The organism is Nitrosomonas sp. (assembly GCF_019635155.1).
GTDB lineage: Bacteria > Pseudomonadota > Gammaproteobacteria > Burkholderiales > Nitrosomonadaceae > Nitrosomonas.
In genome coordinates, this window is record NZ_JAHBZY010000004.1 from 110220 (window position 1) to 133077 (window position 22858).

Consider the following 22858-nt stretch of genomic DNA (forward strand, 5'->3'; position numbering starts at 1 on the left):
ATAAATGCATCTTTGAAAATCCTCAACAAATCCATTATTCATTAATTCCCAACCGATCTGTAAGTATTTTCTTTGCTTGCCTGGTTAAATTACTAGTGTCGTTGCTAATGCTTTGACAAGGATCAGTTTTTAACAAACGTGATAATTCTGTCAAAGCTTGCTTATAAACCTTGCGTTTAAATTCAACAACCGTATCCAATTCAACCCAATATTGATTCCAGCGCCATGCATCAAACTCCGGATGTGCGCTTCGGCGCAGGGAAACATCGCTATCGCGCCCGATCAAGCGCAGGAGATACCAAATTTGCTTTTGCCCTTTGTAGTTTCCACGCCATTCACGCCTGATCCAACGATCAGGAACTTCGTATCGCAACCAATCGCGGGTGCGTCCAATAATTTCAACGTGATTCGGACGCAATCCTATCTCTTCACTTAGCTCCCTATACATGGCCTGTTCAGGGCTTTCGCCTGATTTAATGCCGCCTTGGGGAAATTGCCAAGAATTTTGTCGTATTCGTTTACCCCAGAAAACTTCATTCTTAGAATTCAGGAGAATAATACCGACATTGGGACGATATCCATTACGATCGATCATTTGAATTATTCATTTGATCCATTAAATGAGTGGATTTTTTCATACTTTATTATAGATTAAAAGTGCCTTGAAACAGAAAGCCGCATATCGCCCTATTTCTTTCTATCAAATTGATCGGCGTACCCGCAATATATCGTTCCGTACGCACTTTCCCACGCGTTTCAAGGTAAAATTACTGTTATTTTATTATAATATGGAATCGCTCATGCGCGTCTCGCAATTTTTTATTTCAACTTTGAAAGAAGCCCCTGCAGAAGCTGAGTTAATTAGCCATCAACTTATGCTGCGTGCCGGACTTATCCGCCGGTTAGGTAGTGGACTCTACACCTGGATGCCTTTGGGTCTTAGAGTCTTAAGAAAAATAGAGAACATTATCCGTGATGAAATGAATCGGAGTGGTGCCATAGAAGTATTGATGCCGGCGATACAGCCCGCTGAATTATGGCAAGAAAGCGGTCGATGGGATGTTTTCGGACCGCAAATGCTCAAAATCAAAGATCGGCACGAACACGATTTTTGTTTCGGCCCCACTCATGAGGAAATCATTACCGATATCGCGCGAAGGGAAATCAAAAGCTATCGCCAGCTACCTCTCAATTTCTATCAGATACAAACAAAGTTCCGCGATGAAATCCGGCCTCGTTTCGGAGTCATGCGTGCCCGGGAATTTGTCATGAAAGACGCTTACTCCTTCCATGCCGACGAAGAGAGTCTGATGCAAACTTATCAGAATATGTACGAAACTTACAGTCGTATTTTTACGCGCCTCGGTCTAAAGTTTCGGGCTGTAGCAGCTGATACCGGTGCCATTGGCGGCAGCGGCTCGCATGAATTTCATGTGCTAGCGGATTCCGGCGAAGATGCGATCGCGTTTTGCCCAAATTCTGATTATGCTGCCAATATTGAATTAGCAAGTCCATTACTGTCTCACACAAAGCGGGATGAGCCGACAGGAGAAATGAAAAAAATTGCAACGCCCGGTAAGAAATCTTGCCCGGAAGTTGCAGAGTTTCTTAAAATCCCGTTAGAAAAAACCATCAAAACGCTCGCTGTAAAAGCAAACGATCAAATTTATTTATTATTGCTTCGCGGCGATCATCAGCTGAATGAATTAAAAGTAAGGAAAATACCTTTTTTATCCGGGTTTCAGATGGCCAGTGAACAAGATATCCTGCAAGTTACTGGGACAATACCCGGCTATATCGGCCCCATTGGTTTAGACGCTTGTATTATCGCCGATCAAGCGGTTATCAATATGAGCAATTTTGTCATCGGCGCAAACAAGGAAGGTTTTCACTTCATGAATGTCAATTTTGATCGCGATCTTAGTATACCCAAGCATGTATTTGACATCAGAAATGTCGTGCCGGGCGATACTTCACCTGATGGCAAAGGTCCATTAGAAATCTGCCGCGGAATTGAAGTGGGACATATTTTCCAATTACGGACAAAGTACTCTGAGATTATGAAAGCCACTTACCTGGACGAGTCCGGGCACACCAGAAATATGGAAATGGGCTGCTATGGTATCGGTGTATCGCGCATTGTCGCAGCCGCCATTGAGCAGAATCATGATGACCATGGTATTATTTTTCCATCGGCCATGGCCCCTTTTCAGCTCGTAATCATCCCAATTGGTTTACATAAAAACGCTCAAATCCAGGAAATCGTGGAAAAACTATACAAACAGTTCATCAATGCACACATCGAAGTTCTTCTTGATGATCGAAACGAGCGTCCAGGAGTAATGTTTGCGGATGCCGAATTAATGGGTATTCCTCATCGAATCGTCATAGGCGAACGCGGACTTAAGGAATCAACCGTTGAATATCAAGGCCGTAGCGATCAAGCTTCACAAGCAGTACCCTTTGATCATATCCTTTCATTTATCACAGCCAGGCTATGCAAAAATTAATATTAACCATCACCACCTTATTATTTCCCGGAATTACAGCCGCTAATAACCCGCATTATGAGCAGCTGGCCACCAATACCCAGGCCATTATCCTTCACGAAACAAGCGACCAGGCAGCTTCTTACACGGAGTATGCAGCTGTGGCTGACAATGTCACCTGGCTTGTCAACATGAGCCGCCGCTTGGAAAAATACATACCGGATTTACTCGAACGTGAAGCTTTTTTAAGAACTGTATTCTACGAAGCGACACGCGCAGGATTAGATCCTCAGCTCGTTCTGAGTGTCATTCAAGTTGAAAGCGGTTTTAAGAAATACGCCGTTTCCCATGCTGGCGCTCGCGGTTATATGCAAATAATGCCTTTTTGGGTTGGTGTTATCGGACACCAGAACCACAATTTATTTCATCTACGTCTTAATTTACGGTATGGTTGCACTATCTTGCGTCACTACTTGGATAAAGAAAAAGGCGATTATTTCCGGGCGCTTGGGAGATACAACGGCAGCCTGGGCGCCGCTTCATATCCACAATCAGTCTTTAATAAATGGCAAACCACATGGCGCTACACGTCATCTTGATGCACACGGCTTTTGTAAGATTAATGTGCCGAATTATTTTTTCTCGATCGACTTTGCTTCAATAAAGTTTTCTATACTCTCTCTCGAAATAATGCCGAGTTGACGCGCCGCAGGATTACCCTCAGGATCGTAAAAATAAGTACTGGGCAATAGCGAGATCTCATCCAATTGAGATGCGATCTGGCGATTGCCCAATACAATCGGATAGCTGATTGACATTGACCGCACAAACTCCATAACGACCCGCGGGTCACCTGAGTCCATCGCCACACCGATCACCATAATGTCCTTACGATCTTTGTAAAGAGAAATTAAATCAGGAATTTCCTTCAAACATGGCGGACACCAGGTTGCCCAGAAATTTACCAACACCCACCGCCCCTTATAATCTTCAAGCTTATGGATTTTCCCTGTCGCATCTTGAAATTGGAACCCATGCGCCTGGGCGCTCAGTATCAGCAAGAATATGCAAAAAGCCGCCATTGAATTTTTCATATTTCGCACACCGTCACACCGCACTATACTTGCGGATGAGCCCGCTCTAATTTACTACAAAGCTTATTTAATGCGCTCAAATAAGCTTTTGCCGAAGCGACGACAATATCGGTATCCGCTCCATGGCCATTTACGATGCGATCGAATTTACGCAATCTGACCGTAACTTCCCCCTGAGCGTCGGTACCGCTGGTGATATTGTTAACTGAGAACAATTGGAGCTCGGCACCACTCGTTAGCAATTTTTCGATCGCTCGAAAGGTTGCATCGACCGGCCCGCTTCCCTGAGATTCAGCATGCATCTCATTGCCATTGTCGGAAATCACTATCCGCGCATAAGGAATTTCACCTGTCTCGCAATGAATGGTCAGCGATATGAGTCGGTAGCACTCATGCAATACCAATTCTTCTTCCGAAGCCAATGCATGTAGATCTTCATCGAATATTTCATGCTTCTTGTCCGCCAATTCCTTGAAACGCATAAACATGTTGTTGAGCATCTCTTCGGATTCCAGTTCGATTCCCAGTTCCATTAGTCGGCTGCGAAATGCATTCCGGCCCGAATGTTTTCCAAGCAATAGCTTATTGGCATTCCAGCCTACATCTTGTGCACGCATGATTTCGTAGGTTTCCCGATGCTTTAGCACACCATCTTGATGAATGCCTGATTCGTGAGCGAATGCATTGGCTCCGACAATCGCTTTATTGGGCTGCACCGGAAAACCGGTAATACCGGAAACCAACTTACTGGCTGCCACAATATGCGTAGCATCAATTTTCGTGTCGCAAGAAAAGAAATCCTGGCGCGTACGCACAGCCATCACAATCTCTTCCAGTGCAGCATTTCCCGCTCTCTCGCCCAAGCCATTGATCGTACACTCAACCTGCCGCGCGCCATTCATTACGGCAGCGAGTGAATTGGCAACCGCCAACCCCAAATCGTTGTGGCAATGCACCGAGAAAGTCGCTTTGTCAGAATTAGGAATACGTTCGCGCAAATTAAGAATAAGCTTACCGAATTGCTCTGGCATGGTATAACCAACCGTATCCGGAATATTGAGCGTACTCGCACCCGCATCAATGACCGCTTCCAGAATCCTACACAAAAAATCGATTTCTGAACGCCCCGCATCTTCCGGTGAAAATTCAACATTATCGGTATATTGGCGCGCCCATTTGACAGCCTTTACAGCTTGCGCAATCACCTGATCAGGCGACATTCTCAGCTTATTCTTCATATGAATGGGCGATGTTGCAATAAAAGTGTGGATACGCGCAGAGTTTGCACCACTCAACGCTTCACCTGCACGTTGAATGTCCGATTCGATCGCTCGGGCTAAACCACACACCACACTTTCCTTGACCGTATCCGCTACTGCTTTGACAGCTTCAAAATCGCCATTCGATGCAGCCGGAAAACCGGCTTCAATAACATCCACACCCATCCGTTCCAGTTGCCAAGCAATGCGCACCTTTTCTTCTTTAGTCATAGAAGCGCCGGGGCTTTGTTCGCCGTCGCGCAGTGTTGTATCAAAAATAATTAAATGGTCTTGCATCATGTGCTCTCCACTTGAGGAAGAAATCTTAAAGAATAATAAAATCCGTCATTCGGATTTTATAGGGAAGAAATGAAGTAGGGATAGAAAATTTTAGCGCGCTGGGCGCAATAATAGAGCCGATAATTTTTTTATCGGAGAAAGCAGTACGGTAAGCGGTGAACAACTGTTTTTGGAATACATAATGGAAGCGACTATAAATATTTTTTGCTTTCTATGCAATAGGTACTAGCGATTAGATTCGTCCGGATTTCTTTTGCTTTTACCAAAACGCCATAATTTAATGAAATATCCCGAAAATGCATAAGCAGCAAAAAGAATGAATAGCACCAAAGGCGGATGACTTGGAATCAGAACAAAAAAGAACAACACCAATAACAGAACAGTAAAAAACGGCACTCGGCGCCGTAAGTTTATCTCTTTACCGCTATAGAATGGAATATTACTCACCATCGTTAATGCAGCAAACAAAGTCACGATACTTGCCAGCCATTTGATGTCGTTTCCCTGAATGTCAAAGTTCAACATGACCCATACCAATCCGGCTATTAATGCAGCAGCAGCCGGACTGGGTAATCCTTGGAAAAAGCGTTTATCGATTACTTCAATATTGGTGTTAAAACGGGCTAATCGCAATGCTGCGCAGGCGCAGTAAATAAATGCGATAATCCATCCCCATTGCTCCATCTCCTTCAATGCCCACTCATAAACAATCAACGCAGGTGCGACCCCGAATGAAACCATGTCAGACATGCTATCGTATTCAGCACCGAACTCACTTTGAGTCCCGGTCAGGCGCGCCACCCGGCCATCCAATCCATCCAATACCATGGCAATAAAAACAGCGATCGCTGAATATTCAAAATTCCCGTTCATTGCCTGCACGATCGCATAAAACCCGGCGAATAACGCAGCCGTCGTAAACAAATTAGGCAACAAATAGATACCCCGCCGGCGAAGCCGGGATTTGATCACAATGCGTTCTGGTAGTGAATCAGGTGTCAGTGGCATTTGGCTGCCTTGAAGGCACAAAAAATATAAAATCCAATGGATTAAATTACGCTAGAAATAGTTTCTCTTCAACGTTCCCAATCCAACACTGGCTGGCTTTGCAGAAACAGGCCTGGTACGAACACTAATTTGCTTCAGCCAGGTGCGTTGGCCTCTTCACGAAATTCCGCCAATATGGATGTTGTTGCAAAGACTTTATCGCCGATATTGACATTAATTTTAGTATTCAGCGGTAAATACACATCGACTCTCGAACCAAATCGAATAAACCCGAAGCGTTGTCCTCTTGCCAAATGATCACCAAGCGAAGTATGGCAAATTATCCGTTTTGCAATCAAACCCGCCACTTGAACACAAGTCACATCCGCGCCATTATCGGTTTTAATCCATAAGGCGTTGCGTTCATTTTCCAGTGAAGCTTTGGGCAAATCGGCATTAATAAATTTTCCCGGGAAATACCACCGGTTGCGTACTTCGCCATCAACCGGACTACGGTTGGAATGAACGTTAAATACATTCATAAAAACGCTGATTTTAATTGCGTCTCTCTCTAAAAAAGGATCGTGTGTTTTCTCAACCGCCACTATTCGGCCATCAGCAGGCGCCAAAACAGCATTCAGGACAACCGGTACTTCCCGTGGTGGATCTCGAAAAAATTGTAATACAAAAATGGCAATTACCCAGAATGGTATTGCCCAATACCAGTCAACAAAGAAGGTCACACTGATCGCTGCTGCAAACGCAATCGCGATATGCAACCAGCCTTCGCGCGCGATGATAGGATAAGGATAGTAAGCCATGAAATAAGCTAAGCCAAAAACAAAATTAATGTAAGAAATTCAATCAGGATAAAAATTCTTAATTCTTTCCTTGGTCAACCAGTTTATTTTTCTTAATCCAAGGCATCATATCTCGCAATTTCGCGCCCACTTGTTCAATCGGATGTTCGGAAGCAATCCGGCGGCTTGATTTGAGTACCGGCGCACCTGCTTGATTCTCCAGAATAAATTCGCGGGCATACTCTCCAGTTTGAATCTGCCGCAGAATTCTCCGCATCTCTTCACGCGTTTGCTCGGTAATAATTCTCGGACCACGAGACACATCGCCATATTCCGCGTTATTGGAAATTGAATACCGCATATTTGCAATTCCACCTTCGTAGATCAGGTCCACGATTAATTTCACTTCGTGCAAACATTCAAAATAGGCCATTTCTGGCGCATAACCAGCTTCGACCAGCGTTTCAAAACCGGTTTGTATCAAAGCGGTCAAACCACCGCAAAGCACTACCTGCTCGCCAAACAAATCCGTCTCTGTTTCTTCCTTGAACGTCGTTTCTATCACGCCTCCGCGCGTACCACCATTAGCAGCTGCATACGACAATGCCAAATCACGCGCCTTGCCCGATTTATTCTGATGAACTGCAATGAGCGTTGGCACTCCACCACCTTGCAGATAGGTCGAACGCACTAAATGCCCCGGGCCTTTCGGCGCAATCATGATGACATCCAAGTCTTCTCGCGGTGCCACTTGTCCGTAATGAATATTAAAACCATGCGCAAAAGCAAGCGTGCTCGCCTTTTTCAGAGCCGGTTCGATTTCCTTTTTATACACTGCAGCAATCTGTTCATCGGGCAATAACACCATTACGACATCGGCTCCTTTGACAGCATCGGTTACTTCTTTGACTTTCAATCCTGCTTTCTCGGCTTTAGCCCACGATGCACCGTCTTTCCTCAGACCGACAGTAACCTTTACCCCGGATTCGCTCAAATTATTTGCATGCGCGTGCCCTTGAGAACCGTAACCCACGATCGTAACTTTCTTCCCTTTAATAAGAGATAAATCTGCATCTTTATCGTAAAAAACTTTCATTATTTTCCTTTTATACAAATGTTGGATAGACACAAGCAAGCAATAGAGACTATGCCTGTTAACAAAATTAAACGCTGTGGATGATTGCTTTCAAGATTCGAGTTAATCGCCAATAGAAATTATACCTTTAAAATCCATTCCCCACGCCCAATACCGGATGCGCCTGTACGCACTGTCTCCAGAACAGCGCTCTTGCTGACAGCTTCAAGAAACGCATCCAGCTTTGAACTCGTACCTGTCAATTCAATCGTAAATGACTTTTCTGTGACATCAATAATGGAACCGCGGAAAATTTCGGAAAGTCGCTTGATCTCTTCTCGATCAGTTCCGATTGCACGCACTTTTACCAGCATCAGCTCCCGTTCGATATGGTTACCGTCATTCAAGTCAACAATTTTAACCACTTCAATCAGCTTGTTTAATTGTTTTGTCACCTGCTCCACAACATCATCGGATCCCACAGTGACCAGCGTCATACGGGATAGGGTCGGGTCCTCCGTTGGCGCCACAGAAAGTGACTCGATATTGTAACCACGAGCGGAGAACAGACCGGCTACTCGAGATAAGGCTCCCGCCTCATTTTCCATCAATAAAGAAATTATATGTCGCATTTATTCACACCAAAATCATCTCAGAAAGCCCTTTTCCACCTGGCACCATTGGAAAAACATTCTCAGTCTGATCCGTAATGAAATCCAAAAATACCAATTGATCTTTGAGCTTAAAGGCATCTTTTAAGGCATCTTCTATATCTCCAGGTTTTTCGATGCGCATCCCGACGTGCCCATAGCTCTCTGCTAATTTAATAAAGTCCGGCAGTGCATCCATATAGGACTCCGCATAGCGATTGCCATGAAAGAATTCTTGCCATTGTCTTACCATACCCATATAACGATTGTTTAAATTAACAATTTTCAGCGGCAAGCGATATTGTTTACATGTTGACAATTCCTGGATACACATCTGAATACTTGCTTCACCTGTAATACAGGCTACTTTTCCTTTCGGATTGGCCAATTGCACTCCCATTGCTGCCGGCATGCCAAACCCCATCGTACCCAGTCCACCCGAATTGATCCAGCGGCGCGGCTTATCAAATTTATAAAACTGTGCGGCCCACATCTGATGCTGTCCGACATCGGAAGTAACAAAAGCGTCTCCTTTCGTGATGTCAAACAATTTCTCTATGACCATCTGCGGTTTAATGATGTTGCTATCCCGATCAAATTTCAGGCAATCCCGCTCCCGCCAGAGATCTATCTGTTTCCACCATTCCTTCAACGCCGCTTGATCTGATTTTTCTTTTTCGGATTTCAGCAATTTTATTAATTCTTTCAGCACATCCAAAACATCACCGACGATCGGAACATCCACTTTTACACGTTTTGAAATCGATGATGGATCAATATCAATATGAATGATTTTCCTATTTTCATTGTAAAAATGCTTTGGATTACCGATTACACGATCGTCAAACCGGGCGCCGACCGCCACCAGCACATCGCAATATTGCATCGCCATATTCGCTTCATAAGTGCCGTGCATGCCCAGCATGCCCAAGGATTGCTTATCGGTCCCCGGATAACCGCCCAATCCCATCAAAGTATTAGTGCATGGAAAATTCAGCAACTGCGTTAACTCGGTCAATTGGGCCGCAGCATCGCTCAAGATCACACCACCGCCCGCATAAATCATTGGGCGTTTGGCGCTCAATATCAAATCCGCCGCTTTCTTGATTTGCCTAGCGTGCCCCTTTACCACCGGATTATAAGAACGCATTGTTACCTTGTCCGGATAGACAAACTTCGTTTTTTGTTGCGAGATATCTTTTGGAATATCAACGAGAACAGGACCCGGACGTCCGGTCGAAGCGATATAAAAAGCTTTCTTGATAGTTTGCGCTAACTCAGCCACATCCTTCACCAGAAAATTATGCTTTACACATGGGCGTGTAATACCGACTGTATCGACTTCCTGAAAGGCATCCAAACCAATGGCGCTGGTCGGCACCTGACCGCTAATAATTACCATGGGAATTGAATCCATGTACGCAGTCGCAATCCCTGTCACAGCATTGGTAAGCCCCGGCCCGGAAGTAACGAGCGCAACACCCACCTTATTACTAGAGCGCGCGTAACCATCCGCTGCATGTAACGCAGCCTGCTCATGGCGCACTAAAATGTGACGAACTTTATCTTGCTTAAACAGTTCATCGTAAATGAATAACACAGCGCCACCAGGATAGCCGAAAATACATTGCACCCCTTCTTCTTGCAAGCACCGTATGGTAATTTCAGCACCGGTCAGTTCTACACTCATGCCAATTGCATCCTAATATCAATTTCAATAACAATTCATAAAAAAATAACACCCGAAAACTCCGCTATCGTATCAAGAAACATCGTACCGCGAAGCGTAAGGTATTATTCAAAAATTAAATGCCTGTTCCACCCACCGTCAAACCATCGACACGCAAGGTCGGCTGTCCTACACCAACAGGCACGCTTTGCCCCTCTTTGCCACAGGTACCGACTCCCGGATCAAGCAACATATCATTACCGATCATGGAAACCCGGGTTAATACATCCGGGCCGTTACCAATCAAAGTAGCACCTTTAATCGGGTACGTGATTTTCCCGTCTTCGATCATGTAGGCTTCTGCAGCCGAGAAAACAAATTTTCCACTGGTAATGTCAACTTGACCGCCCCCAAAATTGGCTGCGAATAACCCGTGTTTGACAGATGCTATAATCTCGGCTGGGTCCTTGTCGCCGTTTAACATATAGGTGTTGGTCATGCGCGGCATCGGAATATGCGCGAAAGATTCTCTTCGACCATTGCCGGTCACCGGCAGATCCATCAACCGGGCATTTAGATTATCCTGCAAATAGCCGCGCAGTATGCCATCTTCTATCAATACAGTACATTGCGTCGGATTACCTTCATCATCAATATTCAACGATCCCCGTCGTCGAGGAATAGTACCGTCATCGACCACGGTAACGCCCGGAGCCGCCACGCGCTGTCCAACACGACCGGAGAATGCCGAACTTCCTTTACGGTTAAAATCCCCCTCCAACCCGTGACCAATCGCTTCATGCAGTAATATCCCCGGCCAACCGCTCGCCAAAACAACCGTCATCGTACCAGCAGGTGCCGGGCGCGCATCCAGATTGACCACAGCTTGATGAACAGCTTGCTTGGCGTAGTCCTGTAAAATCTCGTCGGTAAAATATTCATAACCAAAGCGCCCGCCACCGCCTGCCACCCCCTGTTCGCGACGGCCTTTTTCTTCGGCGATTACCTGCAAAGACAATCGGACTAGTGGCCTCACATCGGCTGCCAGCGCCCCGTCACTTCGAGCAACCATTATCACTTCGTATTCGCCCGCCAATGACGCCACCACTTGCGTAATCCTGCGGTCAAGTTGCCGGGTAAAACGCTCCACCTTTTCCAGTAGCGCTACTTTCTCCGCGTCTCTTAGACTCGCAATCGGATCTTGAGGCAAATACAATTGTGTTCGTTGATCCAATCCATTTCGCTTTACCACTTGAACCGCGTGCTGGCCACCTTGATTGGCGATCGCCCGTGTCGCCTGAGCGGCTGACATTAGCGCCGACATACTGATATCATCGGAATAAGCAAACCCGGTTTTTTCACCACAGATCGCACGAACACCGACGCCCTGGTCGATATTGAAGCTACCCGATTTCACAATACCTTCTTCCAGCATCCAGCCTTCAGAACGGCTATACTGAAAATAGAGATCCGCATAATCGATTCGATGAGACAACAACTGCCCCATCACTTGCTGCAATCCAGATTCATTCAGATCGTATGGCGTCAGCAAACAGCGATTTGCAATCGCTATAAAATCCTCACTCTCTGTATTTCCTTCAATGCTCATATCGTAATTCAATTAATTGAGCTGCAGCCGCAATAAGTCCTCCATGATGCATGGATCTCATACGCTTAGCAGGGTTGTAAAATCCGATGATTCAAGGCTGGTAAATTGGCTCGCAAACTTGATTGATAATCGGGATCGATTTTCGCCACAACGGCACCGGAACCACGCGGCAAACGCTCCACCACCACGCCCCATGGATCGACAATCATGCTGTCCCCATTGGTTTCGCGTCCATTAACGTGATAACCGCCTTGTCCAGGTGCTATAACATAAGCCATGTTTTCGACAGCGCGCGCGCGCACGAGAACTTCCCAGTGCGCTTTTCCAGTAATTGCCGTAAATGCAGCCGGTGCCAGGATGATATCAACTTTATCCATCAACCGGAATAATTCCGGAAACCTTAGATCGTAGCATATCGACAAGCCGATTCGACCAAAAGGGGAATTCACCGTCACCACTTTATCTCCCGCTTTTATGGTTTTTTCCTCGGCATAACATTCATGCCCCAGCTGCAAACCAAACAAATGAATCTTGTCGTAACGAGCCACTTGCCGCCCGTCATCCGCATAAACCAAGCAACTATTATAGACTTTATTAGGATCAGGCGAGACCAGCGGCACCGAACCTCCTACCAACCATATTCCTAAACGTTTTGCTGTGTCACTCAGAAACTTTTGAATTGGCCCTTCGCCCGGTTGCTCCCGAACCGCCAGCTTATCCGTATCCTTCATACCCATGATGCAAAAATACTCAGGCAACACAACCAATTTGGCGCCACGGCACACAGCATCTTCAATCAATCTCGCCGCCTCTTCGAGATTAGCGGACACACTCGGTCCCGAAGCCATTTGTATCGCGGCCACACAAAATCCCTTATCGGCACCTTTATCGATGTTCAAGGAATGGTCTTTAACTGTATTTTTTAACATACTTCGTTTACTCTGATTCAATCTTTTCCAAAAAACTTAAAAAATATCACACTGGATATTTTAAAAAATCTGTTTTATTATCAGCCCGTTCCAGTATATATACTATGCACGGCATCGAACCGATCTTATCCATGTCGAATTCTAGCATTTAGTAGGATAACGATCTATTTCGTTTTATACGGTATTTTATCCAACGCTTTAAAGTAAGCTTCCTGATCAGCTACATAATTAACATCAATTCAACAATGGAACAAGGCAATCTTTCTCCCGATGCGATTCTGACTGCCGCACTACCTGCCAGTCGCTATGCACAACGGTTGTTGGATAGCGAACCGGCACGAAAAGCTACCTTGTTAGAAAATCTGCACACGCGCTTTCATAGAAAAGAAATGCAGAATTTTCTTGATTCGCGGTTAAAACAAATCCTAAAGGAAGAAAACTTAAATAGCGTACTTCGCGATTTACGCAAGCAGGTTATACTTCGTTTAGCGATTCGCGACATTAGCGGACTGGCTGATTTAGCCGAAGTAATGGCTTGCATGACCGATCTCGCAGAGGTCACAATTGATTGTGCTCTTAAATATCACGAAATGTGGCTCACTCGGCCTGATCGCTTCGGATCACCTCAAGGTGAAAACAGTCAAGCGGTCCAGCATTTGCTAATTGTCGCCATGGGTAAGCTCGGTGGCGGCGAACTGAACGTATCGTCGGATGTCGATTTGATCTTCGTGTATCCGGAAGATGGCGAAACCGATGGGGTCAAATCAATTTCAAATCACGAGTTTTTTGCGCGCCTCGGACGCAAGGTGATTGCCAGTCTTAACGACTATACCGCCGATGGTTATGTGTTCCGGGTTGATATGCGGCTACGCCCGCATGGTGAAAATAGCCCTTTAGCGATCAGTTTCCCGATGTTGGAGGAATATTTCATCAAACAAGGACGGGAATGGGAACGCCATGCTTGGATCAAGGGCCGGGTGATCGCTGGAAACACTGATAGCGAGAACGAATCCATCTTGATGGAGCAAATTGTCAGACCCTTCGTATTCCGTAAGTACTTGGACTTCAATGCTTATGAGTCGATGCGCCGTTTGCATGCGCAACTGCGCAAAGAAGTCGAACGCCGCGAATTGCACGATAATATCAAACTCGGACCCGGCGGCATCCGGGAAATCGAATTCATCACCCAAGTTTTTCAATTAATTCGTGGCGGGCGAGATGTGGATCTATGCATTCGTCCTACCCTCAGCGTTTTGCAACGACTTCGAGAAAAGCAGCAATTACCGAAACAAGCCGTGTCAGAGCTCATTCAAGCTTATCATTTCTTGCGGAAACTCGAGCATCGCCTGCAATACCTGGATGATCAACAGACCCAAACGTTACCATTAAATCCCGACGATCAGTATCGTATTGCGATGGCCATGGGTTTCAACGACTACGATCACTTCATGCAACAACTGGACATGCACCGAAATGACGTAACGCGTCACTTTGAGCTCATTTTTGCCACGCCGCGGAAATCCCCCACACATGACATGTTGGCTTATTTATGGCGAACCGAAGCGCACGATACCTCGCAAACCGAAGCTGCCACGATGCAACTAAGCACTATGGGATTCAGCGAACCCGCAAAAATCTCGCAACGAATCCGCTCCTTCTATCAGGATACCTCCTATCAGCAACTTCCGGAATCGAGTCGGCAGCAAATCACTACACTGATACCCATGTTCATTGAAGCAGCCTCTGAGCATCCGCCGGTCGATATTACATTGGAACGCATGCTGCAATTACTCGAAAAAATCAGCACGCAGTCTTCTTACTTGGCGCTACTGCTGGAACATCCCCATACCTTGCAGCGTGTCGCGGAACTTGCGTGTATCAGCCAATGGGCCAGCGATTATTTGGGACGCCATCCCATTCTACTGGATGAATTATTGCGTCAACACGAACCACACCCGGTCCCGGATTGGACAGTGCTCAACGACGAATTGATCTACCAATTGAATCATGTTAACAATCCGAAAAATGACGTGATCGAATGGCAAATGGACGTTTTGCGGCATTTCCAGCATGCGCAAGTATTCCGCCTCCTAGTCACCGATCTTGAAGGTACGCTGCTACTGGAAACTCTCAGCGATCACCTTACGGCATTAGCGGATCTGGTATTGGACAACGTCCTGAATCTTGCGTGGCCTGGCTTGAAAAAGCGTCATCGTGAGAAACCCGCTTTTGCAGTGATCGGCTACGGCAAACTCGGCGGAAAAGAACTTGGCTATGCATCCGATCTTGACATGATATTTTTGTACGATGACAACCATCCGGATGCAGCGGAAATCTATACCAAGTTGGGACAGAGCATCAACGCTTGGCTTACACGTCACACATCCGCCGGGCTGCTGTATGAAACCGATCTGCGCCTGCGCCCCAACGGTGCCTCCGGCTTGTTGGTCAGTTCAATGGAAGCTTTTGCGCAATATCAGCATCAGCAAGCCTGGGTATGGGAACACCAAGCACTGACCCGGGCGCGTTTTGTGACCGGTGATCCACGTGTCGGAGAAATTTTTGAAAATACACGTAAAACAATTCTATGCAAATCTCGCGACTTGATCGAACTTAAACAAGAGATATTAAAAATGCGTGAAAAAATGTTGGAAGCGCACCCCAACCCAACTCCACTGTTTGATATCAAACATGATCGCGGCGGTATCATCGATGTCGAGTTCATCGTGCAATACCTGGTACTCGGCTATGCCAACCGTTACCCCGAACTAACTGGTAATATTGGCAATATCGCGCTCTTGAAACTCGCCAGCAAGCTGGATTTGATCCCCGCCATCGCGGCTGAAAATGTACGTTCATCCTATCGGGAATTCCGGCGCATCCAGCACCGCTTGCGCTTAAATGGTGATGCCGATATCGCCGGTGGCGCCACGGATGGACAAGCACAAAAATATACCCGCGTTGAAGGTAATCCTCTAAAAGATGATCGCAAAGCGGTTTTGACACTATGGGAAGAAGTCTTTGGACACTAATGCAGTGTATTAAAAAATTTTCTATCTACTGAAATTTCAATCCGACTTCGATATCCAACATAATAACAAACGACTTGATATTTGACCGATAACCTATGAATAAAATAGAAGAATTCTTTTTATAAAAATTATGGCACGGATTCTGCTATGAATTCGGTACACACATCGGGTGTGCCCTACTCACAACCAAAGGAGAAAAACAAATGCAACACGTACAAAAAGGTTTTACCCTGATCGAATTAATGATTGTTGTAGCCATTATCGGTATCTTGGCTGCGGTGGCGGTGCCTGCTTATCAAAATTATGTTCTAAAAGCACGATTTTCAGAAGTTGTCAATTCTGTCTCTGGAGTTAAAACAGGCGTCGAATTATGTGTACAAGATGGCAGATGTTTTAATGGCGGAGCGATAGTTAATGTCGCTTTTGGTGCTTTTGGATTAATTCCGGCAGCCCCAACTGGCAGTACATTCCTTAATGGCATCGCTGTTGATGCCGCTGGCAATATTACTGCGACAGCCACTGCTGTTCAAGGATTAGCTAATGAAACATATATCCTCAATCCTGTTGCTGACGCGCAAGGCAAAGTAACCTGGACAGTCAGTGCTGCAAGCGGCTGCCTCACACGTGCAGCCGGCGCTATTTGCTAATAAAAATATGATTTATCAATAAAAAAACCGCCTTTAAGGCGGTTTTTTTATTGGCTCTCCATGAAACAATCTTCAAATCATTAAGTTGGATTAATCCCAGAAAACAACAACTCAACAACACAAAATGCGGAATACCTAGTAGTACTGCATCTTTTCTACATCCAATTCAAAAAATATCCTTCTCAGCCCTAAACAAATCGAATACTGTCACATAAATCTCCACTAAACACCGCCCCTTAAGCATAGCTAAGAGCCTATGCTGATATCGAATTCCTCACACGATAAATCATGTAAACCCACCGCTGCGTCTACGCGATAAGTCATAGAGATTACTTAATACGTTCTCAATGCGGACAAACTACTTAATACACACCACCCGCACTTGATGCATATCGGTAACTCCCTGCAGAACTTTCTCAATACCGTCCTGCTTCAGGGTCCGCATACCATCACTCAACGCAGTCACTAACATATCCGCAACACGGGCACGTTCCTGCACATTCTTCTTGAGTGCATCGGTTGCGGTCATCAATTCATGCAGTCCAACCCGTCCGGCATAACCGGTATCGACGCAATCATCACAACCAACGGCCTTATACAAAATAATCTGACCTTGGTCGTTTGCGTACTGCCGGATCCATTGCTCACGAATTTCACGAAGCGCGGCATCGGGATCGACCTTAAACCGATCGATATTTTTGAGCTCAGTGCAATACTCGGCTAATAAAGTATCGATTTCCTGCTCGCTGGCTACATAAGCTTCCTTGCAACTCTTGCAAAGCCGCTTAGCCAGCCTTTGTGCCAACACCCCCAGCAAAGCATCGGCGAAGTTGAATGGATCCATTCCCATATCCAGCAAACGAATCACCGATTCCGGCGCACTGTTGGTATGCAAGGTCGCCAAGACCAGATGGCCGGTCAGCGATGCCTCAATGCCGATACTGGTAGTTTCCTTGTCGCGCATTTCCCCAACCATGATAATATCCGGATCTGCCCGCAGAAATGAGCGCATGATCACCGGAAAAGTTAAACCGGCTTTGACGTTGATCTGAACTTGCCGCAACCCCTTCTGTGTAATCTCAACCGGATCTTCAGCCGTCCAGATCTTGGTGTCGCTCTGATTCAGATATTTCAATACGGAATGCAATGTGGTGGTTTTACCAGACCCTGTTGGTCCGCAGACAAAGAATAATCCGTAAGGTTTACTGATGATGTTTTTTAATTCTTTCAGATTATGTGACGTAAAACCCATTTTCTCCAGCGGGATCGGCTCGCCGGCAGCAAGAATCCGCATAACCACATCTTCCATGCCGCCAGCCGAAGGAATCGTTGCCACCCGCAATTCAATATCCAGCGGCGCAAATTTTCTGAATTTAATTTTGCCATCCTGGGGTTTGCGTTTCTCGGAAATATCCAGGTCACACATAATTTTAATCCGTGTTACCAGAGGATTTCGATAACCGGCGGGAATCTCGATATAAGGCATTAGCGAACCATCTTTGCGGAATCGGATTTTGGTTTTGTCCTTGCCAGGAAAGGGCTCGATGTGAATATCCGAAGCCCCCATCTTGTAGGCATCGATGATGATTTTATTGACCAGCTTAACCAACTCGTTATCGGAAGCCGCGGAAGACTCTTCTTTCTCAACGGAAGTCTCTTCGATATCAATCGATTCCCCTTGAAGATTCACGAGCATCTCATTGATATCGCCCGAACCTATCTCGTCATTACCGCCATAAAACTGCTCCACGGTCGCATCGAATTCCCGCTTGGTGGTCACGGCATAGATAATTTTAGATTTCGGAAAAATAGTATTGGCAATACGCTGTGTTTTAATGCGCTCGGGGTCGAGCGTTAAAATCACCAAACCTTCTTTGTTGTCGTCTATTGGCAGTATCGCGTTACTTTCAACATAATCTCTTTTTAAATTTTTCAGCAAATCTGCCGGCTTTATGCGATCGGCTCTGTAAGGCTCGTATTTGACTTCGAAAAAAGAGGACAACGCTTTGCCGATAAGCGGTGATCCGATCTGAAATTCATCGAGTAATATGTCTTCCAAATCGCATCCTTTTTTACGCGCTGAGCGCGCGGCCAACTCCAGTTCCGCAGCGGTTATCGTTGCATCAAGCACTAAATAATCATATTTTGATTTTAATAATTGGGCCGGTTTCTGCGGTTGCTTGAGAGCTCCCGCAACTGCACAGCAAATCTCGGTGATACTTTGCACAATCTCGGCTGGAAATGTTCGATTGCTTTTATTGTTGATTGCTTGAACAATGCCTATCAATCCTTGATTATCCAAGCTCAGTATCGGTGCAACCAACATTTGCTTGGTTCGATAACCAGTGCGCTTGTCAACCTCGTTGGAAAAAACCAGGCGCGCATCAATCGCCTTCAATTCACTCTTATTGTAAACATCTTCAATATTGACAGTTTTCTTTTGCAAGCCGGCATAACCAATAATACTGTTTTCCGTTACCGGAATTTTCAGGTCTTGAAATGAATGAACCCCGGTTTTAACACGGGTGATAAAAAATGATTTATCGTCGCTCAGTAAGTAAATCGTCAATCGGTCCGCACCGAATAGCGCGCGAATGTCTTTACTCATTTCCGCCATAATCTCATCAACACTTTTCGCAGCCTGAATCTTAGCGATAACAGCTTGCTGGCTTTTAGAAAAATCCTGTGCGGAAATGGTATTCGGGATACTTTTTTGTTTAAGCAGTGTTGGCGCGGATATACTCATGATGTCGCTTCCTAAAATTCAAATAATTGATTGTTTTCCAGTCGTTTCGGATTAAATCGCGCTAAGCATTGCCGAATTTCATCCATGGTGATATCCGCTTCGCCGGGTTTCAAATGTGAAATTAAAATTTCCGCTTCGCATTCCAGTTTTTCTAATTCTTCAATCAATAAACTAGGGCAAAGATGCTTGGATCTGATCGCGATGTCTCTTTTCTGATTACAAAAAGCGGATTCAATGATCAAATACTTTAAATTCCCAATCTTATTCACGATTGACCAGAAGGCATCATGCGTGCTGGTATCCCCTGAGAAAACAAGACTGGCATGACCGGAGTCCAATTGGTAACCAACTGCCGGAACGGTATGGTTCGCTGGAAGCGGTATAATTTTGCGGCCATTTAAATCGATCGCCTGTTCTGGCAGTATCGTGTCATAGCACATATAAGGTGAGACTGTATCCGGAATTTTTGTAAAATCCGGCCATAAATGCCAATTAAACAAATGCTCCTGCAAAACAATCAGTGTTGCTTCGATAGCATGGACAATGAGCGGTTTGGTACGTAACGAACCGACGGTATCAACCAGAAAAGGGATACAAGCCACATGATCGAGATGTGCGTGAGTAACAAAAATATGATCAATCTTGATCATTTCTTCGATACTCAGATTTCCGACCCCCGTTCCGGCGTCAATCAAGACATCGTCGTCCAGTAACATAGCCGTGGTTTGTGCACCACCGCCAATACCACCGCTACATCCCAAAACTCTGAGTTTCAAGGAACCAATCCAAATAAAGAATTATTTAATCAGTAAGACAGGTGTTTGCGAAAGCTGCATCACTTTGCTGGTTACGGATCCCAGCAGCAGCCCTTTTAGGCCGCCTCTGCCGCGGGGTCCCATCACGATCAAGTCATATTGCTTTTCAGTTGCGAATCGCACGATCATCTCAGCCGGATCACCGACCGTAATATGAAACTCGTGAGTGATTTCCGCTTGATCCAATATATCGCGAGCCTCGCGCAGATTCTTCAAGCCTTCCTCTTGATGATATTGCTTGATATCCGCCTGATTGATAAATAATGACACATTTCCATCCAGTGGATATTGAACATTTAGCAGATGAAATTCCGGTATTTCCTTGTACCAATCGAGCAATTGAATAAAATCTCTCACGGCTTTTTTGGAACATTCGGAACCATCAATGGGCAGCAGTATTTTCAGCATGACTAATCCTCTACTTATCTGAACTAACCCAGACTACTTTCTGGGATTATTTTCATCGGCCAGATCAATGATCGGTTTCGACTCGACCAATTTGCGAGCGGCCAATATTTTACCAATGGCAATCACCACCACAGCCATCACAGCAGGAGTAACCCAGTGCAGAAACTTCGCATTCGCATTGACCCAATCCGCGGTAACCACGTCTGTCACCGCCATATCACCCGCAATCCACCCCAAAAGCCCTGCACCTATCGCGATAGTAACCGGATACCGGTCCATGACTCTCATGACAAGCTGACTCCCCCAAACGATAATCGGCACACTGATCACCAGACCAAAAATCACCAAACTAATCTCGTCTTTCGCTGCGCCCGCGATTGCAATCACATTATCGAGGCTCATCACCGCATCCGCTATGATGATAGTTTTGATAGCACCGAGCAGCGTTGTACTGGCATCTACTTCGTGCGCTCCTTCCGGTTCCGGCTGTAATAATTTAATACCGATCCAAACCAGCAACGCTGCGCCCGCAACTTTCAAATAAGGAATCGTCAAGAGATTTAATGCAAAAAAAATCAAAATAATGCGGAGCACAATTGCACCCGCAACGCCCCAAAAAATCCCGAGTTTGCGCTGCTCCTCGGACAATCGTCTGCAAGCTAACGCAATTACGACAGCATTGTCGCCACCTAAAACAATATCAATTGCAATAATTTGCAACACGGCAAACCAAAATTGCGGGGTATCAAATGCCATCAACTTTCCAATGAAATGTCCATTTACAGAAACTGCAACTAACGCTCGGGTCCGTTCTCGTTATTTTGAATTCCGATGAATTTCAATAATTCCGTTTTCTGCTGAAGCGTATCGCTATAACCCAACTCAATTAAATCCCGGCAAAATGCCATTTCAAACAACACGTAACTCAATAGGGTTGAGCCGTTAGGCCCCATTGCACCGATAGCGCGATACAAATAACGCATGATCCAAGGTAAAGTATCAGCATATTTTTGCGCGATCTCATTAATACCCTCGCTAGGCGCTATCATCATCGCTTCAACCGGCCGCAATGAAATATTGTTTTCTTCAAATGCCACCGGCGGAATCAGTTTTAACGTTTCGTTAATGCGTAGCAAACGCTCCAAATCCACATCCAAACTATCGACAAAAATACTGTTCAATGCATGTCCGGCAATCTGCGCAAATGGCGGATAACCCGACACACTGACACGCTTCGGCTCATCGGTCACGGGTTTGCGCACCCCAATTATCAACACTTTATCCGCTCCCAAATGCAGTGCCGGGCTGATCGGCGCCAATTGCCGCATTGAACCGTCTCCGAAAAATTCCCGATTCAGTTTTACTGCCGGAAAAATAAAAGGAATCGCCGAAGAAGCCATTAGGTGCCCGACCCCGATCTCGGCTGGAACTCCCAATCTTTGGGCTCTCTTCCAAGGTGAAACTTCTTTAGCCGCTTGGTAAAAAGTAACCGATTGACCGGATGTATAACCCCACACGGTTAGACCGAGCGCATATAAAGAACCGGAACGAATGGAATGCTGGATGGTGCGAAAGGAAAAACGATTTCTCAATAAGGCTTCTAAAGGGGAATTATCCAGAAGGGAGATCGGATGATGTTGACCATATTCGGTCGAAATTAACGAAAGCAAACAGCGCAAGGTATTATGCAGCACACCAGGAAAATCGGACCGGTAGATCTGATCGACATGAAAATTCGACCAGACAGCTTCAAGCCTTTCGACTCCTTCAGCAAAATTGTTTGCTGAGACTGCAATACTCGCTGCGTTAATCGCACCAGCTGAGGTACCGCAGATTATGGGAAACGGATTGCGGCTTTTATCCGGCGAAAGTTCCGCAATCGCTCGTAACACCCCCACTTGGTATGCAGCACGGGCACCACCTCCGGTTAATACCAAACCGACTTTAGGCGTACCCGGATCTTTCTGTTGTTCATGCACGAACTGCAAACTCTGACTTCACCCTCTCCAGCGCATCCCGTAAGGTTTCTTCTGGTAAATTATTTAACGAACTGGATAAGATTTTTGCCGCTTGGCACGCCGAATTCGGCAAAATCGAACTATCCAGCTTAGCTACAAAAACAGCGGCCGCTCCGGTTGCATTTAGGAGGCATTGACGCTCGCTCATTAAAATTTCCATTTCTTCGCGTAGCATGGAAACTTCTTGTTCTCTCAGAATTGTATTAGGCATATGATATTCCTTATAACATAAATACGATAATTCGCCTGCCGAGCAATATAACAGAACTATAATTCATTTATATTTTGAACTCTGTGCTGTTTATCACTCTTTTCCAGTTTTTTTAACCAA

20 protein-coding genes are annotated in these 22858 nt (G+C 45.6%); 4 read left to right on the forward strand and 16 right to left on the reverse strand.

What is annotated here, in order from left to right:
- Nucleotides 1-34 precede the first annotated feature (34 nt).
- Nucleotides 35-595 (reverse strand): RNA pyrophosphohydrolase, encoded by a 561-nt coding sequence (locus KF839_RS04355; RefSeq protein ID WP_292916615.1) that lies wholly within the window; start codon nt 593-595, stop codon nt 35-37.
- Nucleotides 596-800: 205 nt separating this feature from the next.
- Here KF839_RS04355 and KF839_RS04360 point away from each other — a divergent pair, with 205 nt between their 5' ends.
- Together KF839_RS04360 and KF839_RS04365 are read left to right on the forward strand one after the other, a co-directional pair.
- Nucleotides 801-2510, forward strand: coding sequence for a proline--tRNA ligase (locus KF839_RS04360; protein WP_292916616.1), 1710 nt, complete (start codon nt 801-803; stop codon nt 2508-2510).
- Nucleotides 2498-3088, forward strand: a complete 591-nt coding sequence (locus KF839_RS04365; RefSeq protein WP_292916617.1) for a lytic transglycosylase domain-containing protein — start codon at nt 2498-2500, stop codon at nt 3086-3088. The genes KF839_RS04360 and KF839_RS04365 overlap by 13 nt, the downstream gene beginning before the upstream one ends.
- A gap of 33 nt (nt 3089-3121) precedes the next feature.
- Here KF839_RS04365 and KF839_RS04370 read toward each other — a convergent pair whose 3' ends face one another.
- The 9 genes from KF839_RS04370 to KF839_RS04410 form a co-directional block, all read right to left on the reverse strand.
- Complete coding sequence (locus KF839_RS04370) at nt 3122-3583, reverse strand: TlpA family protein disulfide reductase (protein ID WP_292916618.1); 462 nt, start codon at nt 3581-3583, stop codon at nt 3122-3124.
- 23 nt (nt 3584-3606) lie between these two features.
- Entirely contained in the window at nt 3607-5139 is a 1533-nt protein-coding gene (locus KF839_RS04375) for a 2-isopropylmalate synthase (RefSeq protein ID WP_292916619.1), read from the reverse strand.
- Between the two features lie 228 nt (nt 5140-5367).
- Nucleotides 5368-6150: a CDP-diacylglycerol--serine O-phosphatidyltransferase gene (pssA, locus tag KF839_RS04380; protein WP_292916620.1), complete on the reverse strand. Its 783-nt coding sequence runs from the start codon at nt 6148-6150 to the stop codon at nt 5368-5370.
- 134 nt (nt 6151-6284) lie between these two features.
- Complete coding sequence (locus KF839_RS04385; protein WP_292916621.1) at nt 6285-6950, reverse strand: phosphatidylserine decarboxylase; 666 nt, start codon at nt 6948-6950, stop codon at nt 6285-6287.
- A gap of 58 nt (nt 6951-7008) precedes the next feature.
- Nucleotides 7009-8025, reverse strand: a complete 1017-nt coding sequence (gene ilvC / locus KF839_RS04390) for a ketol-acid reductoisomerase (RefSeq protein ID WP_292916622.1) — start codon at nt 8023-8025, stop codon at nt 7009-7011.
- Nucleotides 8026-8144: 119 nt separating this feature from the next.
- Nucleotides 8145-8636, reverse strand: coding sequence for an acetolactate synthase small subunit (ilvN, locus tag KF839_RS04395; protein ID WP_292916623.1), 492 nt, complete (start codon nt 8634-8636; stop codon nt 8145-8147).
- Nucleotides 8637-8640: 4 nt separating this feature from the next.
- Nucleotides 8641-10344: an acetolactate synthase 3 catalytic subunit gene (locus KF839_RS04400; RefSeq protein WP_292916624.1), complete on the reverse strand. Its 1704-nt coding sequence runs from the start codon at nt 10342-10344 to the stop codon at nt 8641-8643.
- Between the two features lie 115 nt (nt 10345-10459).
- Entirely contained in the window at nt 10460-11932 is a 1473-nt protein-coding gene (gene tldD / locus KF839_RS04405) for a metalloprotease TldD (RefSeq protein WP_292916625.1), read from the reverse strand.
- A 65-nt stretch (nt 11933-11997) separates the two neighbouring features.
- The gene (locus KF839_RS04410) at nt 11998-12861 is read right to left on the reverse strand and encodes a carbon-nitrogen hydrolase family protein (protein ID WP_292916626.1); all 864 of its coding nucleotides are present in this window, start codon (nt 12859-12861) and stop codon (nt 11998-12000) included.
- A gap of 245 nt (nt 12862-13106) precedes the next feature.
- On the opposite strand from KF839_RS04410, the gene glnE reads away from it, so the two are divergent.
- Both glnE and KF839_RS04420 read left to right on the forward strand, forming a co-directional pair.
- A complete protein-coding gene (gene glnE, locus KF839_RS04415; protein WP_292916627.1) occupies nt 13107-15893 on the forward strand; it encodes a bifunctional [glutamate--ammonia ligase]-adenylyl-L-tyrosine phosphorylase/[glutamate--ammonia-ligase] adenylyltransferase in 2787 nt (928 codons plus the stop codon).
- Between the two features lie 203 nt (nt 15894-16096).
- A complete protein-coding gene (locus KF839_RS04420; protein WP_292916628.1) occupies nt 16097-16540 on the forward strand; it encodes a pilin in 444 nt (147 codons plus the stop codon).
- 358 nt (nt 16541-16898) lie between these two features.
- On the opposite strand, the gene KF839_RS04425 is transcribed toward KF839_RS04420, so the two are convergent.
- From KF839_RS04425 to KF839_RS04450, 6 genes are read right to left on the reverse strand one after another with little or no spacing between them, the layout of a single operon-like run.
- The gene (locus tag KF839_RS04425) at nt 16899-19286 is read right to left on the reverse strand and encodes a GspE/PulE family protein (protein ID WP_292916629.1); all 2388 of its coding nucleotides are present in this window, start codon (nt 19284-19286) and stop codon (nt 16899-16901) included.
- Between the two features lie 11 nt (nt 19287-19297).
- On the reverse strand, nt 19298-20062 hold the full coding sequence (locus KF839_RS04430; RefSeq protein WP_292916630.1) for a 3',5'-cyclic-nucleotide phosphodiesterase: 765 nt from the start codon (nt 20060-20062) through the stop codon (nt 19298-19300).
- Nucleotides 20063-20083: 21 nt separating this feature from the next.
- On the reverse strand, nt 20084-20509 hold the full coding sequence (locus KF839_RS04435; RefSeq protein WP_292916631.1) for a universal stress protein: 426 nt from the start codon (nt 20507-20509) through the stop codon (nt 20084-20086).
- 33 nt (nt 20510-20542) lie between these two features.
- Complete coding sequence (locus KF839_RS04440; RefSeq protein WP_292916632.1) at nt 20543-21265, reverse strand: TerC family protein; 723 nt, start codon at nt 21263-21265, stop codon at nt 20543-20545.
- A gap of 38 nt (nt 21266-21303) precedes the next feature.
- Complete coding sequence (locus KF839_RS04445; protein WP_292916633.1) at nt 21304-22488, reverse strand: patatin-like phospholipase family protein; 1185 nt, start codon at nt 22486-22488, stop codon at nt 21304-21306.
- The gene (locus KF839_RS04450) at nt 22481-22738 is read right to left on the reverse strand and encodes a hypothetical protein (protein ID WP_292916634.1); all 258 of its coding nucleotides are present in this window, start codon (nt 22736-22738) and stop codon (nt 22481-22483) included. The genes KF839_RS04445 and KF839_RS04450 overlap by 8 nt, the downstream gene beginning before the upstream one ends.
- Nucleotides 22739-22858 lie beyond the last annotated feature (120 nt).

What these genes read in the sequence shown, in the direction of transcription:
- KF839_RS04355 (WP_292916615.1), bottom strand. Translation starts at nt 595, where the DNA reads ATGATCGATCGTAATGGATATCGTCCCAATGTCGGTATTATTCTCCTG.
- KF839_RS04360 (WP_292916616.1), top strand. Translation starts at nt 801, where the DNA reads ATGCGCGTCTCGCAATTTTTTATTTCAACTTTGAAAGAAGCCCCTGCA.
- KF839_RS04365 (WP_292916617.1), top strand. Translation starts at nt 2,498, where the DNA reads ATGCAAAAATTAATATTAACCATCACCACCTTATTATTTCCCGGAATT.
- KF839_RS04370 (WP_292916618.1), bottom strand. Translation starts at nt 3,583, where the DNA reads ATGAAAAATTCAATGGCGGCTTTTTGCATATTCTTGCTGATACTGAGC.
- KF839_RS04375 (WP_292916619.1), bottom strand. Translation starts at nt 5,139, where the DNA reads ATGCAAGACCATTTAATTATTTTTGATACAACACTGCGCGACGGCGAA.
- pssA (WP_292916620.1), bottom strand. Translation starts at nt 6,150, where the DNA reads ATGCCACTGACACCTGATTCACTACCAGAACGCATTGTGATCAAATCC.
- KF839_RS04385 (WP_292916621.1), bottom strand. Translation starts at nt 6,950, where the DNA reads ATGGCTTACTATCCTTATCCTATCATCGCGCGCGAAGGCTGGTTGCAT.
- ilvC (WP_292916622.1), bottom strand. Translation starts at nt 8,025, where the DNA reads ATGAAAGTTTTTTACGATAAAGATGCAGATTTATCTCTTATTAAAGGG.
- ilvN (WP_292916623.1), bottom strand. Translation starts at nt 8,636, where the DNA reads ATGCGACATATAATTTCTTTATTGATGGAAAATGAGGCGGGAGCCTTA.
- KF839_RS04400 (WP_292916624.1), bottom strand. Translation starts at nt 10,344, where the DNA reads ATGAGTGTAGAACTGACCGGTGCTGAAATTACCATACGGTGCTTGCAA.
- tldD (WP_292916625.1), bottom strand. Translation starts at nt 11,932, where the DNA reads ATGAGCATTGAAGGAAATACAGAGAGTGAGGATTTTATAGCGATTGCA.
- KF839_RS04410 (WP_292916626.1), bottom strand. Translation starts at nt 12,861, where the DNA reads ATGTTAAAAAATACAGTTAAAGACCATTCCTTGAACATCGATAAAGGT.
- glnE (WP_292916627.1), top strand. Translation starts at nt 13,107, where the DNA reads ATGGAACAAGGCAATCTTTCTCCCGATGCGATTCTGACTGCCGCACTA.
- KF839_RS04420 (WP_292916628.1), top strand. Translation starts at nt 16,097, where the DNA reads ATGCAACACGTACAAAAAGGTTTTACCCTGATCGAATTAATGATTGTT.
- KF839_RS04425 (WP_292916629.1), bottom strand. Translation starts at nt 19,286, where the DNA reads ATGAGTATATCCGCGCCAACACTGCTTAAACAAAAAAGTATCCCGAAT.
- KF839_RS04435 (WP_292916631.1), bottom strand. Translation starts at nt 20,509, where the DNA reads ATGCTGAAAATACTGCTGCCCATTGATGGTTCCGAATGTTCCAAAAAA.
- KF839_RS04440 (WP_292916632.1), bottom strand. Translation starts at nt 21,265, where the DNA reads ATGGCATTTGATACCCCGCAATTTTGGTTTGCCGTGTTGCAAATTATT.
- KF839_RS04450 (WP_292916634.1), bottom strand. Translation starts at nt 22,738, where the DNA reads ATGCCTAATACAATTCTGAGAGAACAAGAAGTTTCCATGCTACGCGAA.